Source organism: Kitasatospora sp. NPDC093558 (assembly GCF_040683475.1).
In the GTDB taxonomy this organism is placed as follows: domain Bacteria; phylum Actinomycetota; class Actinomycetes; order Streptomycetales; family Streptomycetaceae; genus Kitasatospora.
Window position 1 is genome coordinate 1 of the sequence record NZ_JBFBDY010001002.1, and the last position, 1,779, is coordinate 1,779.

1 protein-coding gene is annotated in these 1,779 nt (G+C 72.0%); it reads right to left on the reverse strand.

From position 1 onward, the window contains the following. Nucleotides 1–105: 105 nt before the first annotated feature. The coding region (gene fxlM, locus AB0O00_RS37850) for a methyltransferase, FxLD system (protein ID WP_363659230.1) at nucleotides 106–1,779 on the reverse strand (1,674 nt) is incomplete at its 5' end.

Here is a 1,779-nt window from a genome sequence, read left to right on the forward strand (position 1 = left end):
GCTCGCAGAGCCGGCCGACACGGGCGCTGAGGGGCAGGCACGCGGGCCGGTGGCGTGCGACCAGCGGGAAGCGCTGGGCGACAGGGCCGGTCGGGTGCACGTGGGTCACTCCCAGATGACGGTGATCGGGTGGTTGGGGCGGTCCAGGACGAAGCGGCCGGCGGCCGGGTCCGCGGTGACGGGGGTGTCGGGGAGTTCGATGCGCAGGGTCCGGCCACGGAAGCCGGCGTTCCAGACGCGGAGTTGCTCGGCGACGAGGTCGGCGAGGGCATCGCCGTCGGGGCCGTGGCCGACGATGCCGGTCTCGTAGGTCTTTCGGCCCTCGCTGTCGGGTTCGCCGTCGCCCAGGGTGAGGTAGGCGAGGGAGCCGTCCTGGACGGTGGCCATGGCGCCCCAGGGGAGCATGGGGGTGACGCCGCGGTCGCGGGCGGTCCTGGCCACGCTCATCCGCATGATCGAGTTGGGGAGGGTGAGGGCGAGCCACAGGTCGTGGAACTCGTAGGTGGTGCCGGCCGGGATGGTCACGCCGGTCCAGCGCTCGTGGCGCTCGGTGTCGAGGACGCCGGCCAGCAGTTCGGCGTCGACCGCCTGGTCCTGGTCCTTGTGGACCTGGAGGGTGACGTCGCCCTCGCCGGTGAGGTGGACGGTGCGGCGGGCGTCGTCCATGCTGCCGCGCAGCGGCATGAAGACGGCGAGCTGGTCGTCGACCGACACCCAGCCGCTCTCGCCGCGCTCGAAGGCGATGACCCGGCTGGCGGTGCCGCGCAGGCGCAGCGGCAGGACGATCCTGCCCGTCGGCTTGACCTGCCGGAGCCAGGCGGTGGGCATCTCGGTGGTGCTCACTGTGGCGATCACCCGGTCGTACTGCGCGGCGTCGGGGTGGCCGAGCGCGCCGTCGCCGAGGACGGCCTCGACGTTGGTGATGCCGGCGTCGGCGAGGTGCTTGCGGGCCCCGTCGACGAGGTCCTCGTCCACGTCGACGGTCACCACGTGTCCGTCGGTGCCGACGATGTGGCTCAGGTAGGCGGCGTTGAGGCCGGTGCCCGCGCCGGCCTCGAAGATCTTCTCGCCGGGTCGGGCAGCGAGCTGTTCGAGCATCATGGCGACGATCGCGGGCTGGGAGGCAGCGCTGATCTGGGTGCCGCTGCCGTCGGTCTTGGTGTAGGTGGGGTTGTCCGCGTAGGCGGTCTCCAGCGGGAAGCCGGGCAGAAAGGGCTCGCGGGGCACGGCGCGGAACGCGGCCTCGACCGCGTCGGTGCGGATCGCGCCCTGGTCGAGCAGGCGGGCGGTGAGGGCGCTGCGCAGCTGTTCGGCGGAACCGGTTTCGTTGCTGAGAGTAGTCATATCGGTGACCTTAGTGGTTGTGTGGATGGTGGAAGTCGAGGGCGCGGGGCTCTCGTCGGAATGGAAGACGGCGTCCAACGCCCGTGCGGCCATGGTGGCTTGGTGGTTGATCGGCAGGCCGGCGCGGTTGGCGTGGAAGAGGAGGTGGTGGACGAGGACGGAGCGCAGTCCGCGAGTGAGGACGCCCTGGCGGGCGAGTCTGGCGAGGTCCTGACCGGTCTGCTGGAAGGCGTGGACCCAGCCACCGTGCTGGGCGAGTGGGGCGGTGTCGCGGGTGAGCGCCCAGGTGTCGAGGCGCATCAGGTGGTGCATGGCGGTGGTCAGGATGGTCGCCCGCTCGGGGGCCACGGGGGCGGGGGCGTCGCGGTGTGTGGCGAACTTCGCCCAGACGTCGCCCTGTTCGTACCAGTCGAGTCCGGACGCGCGGAGCATGGC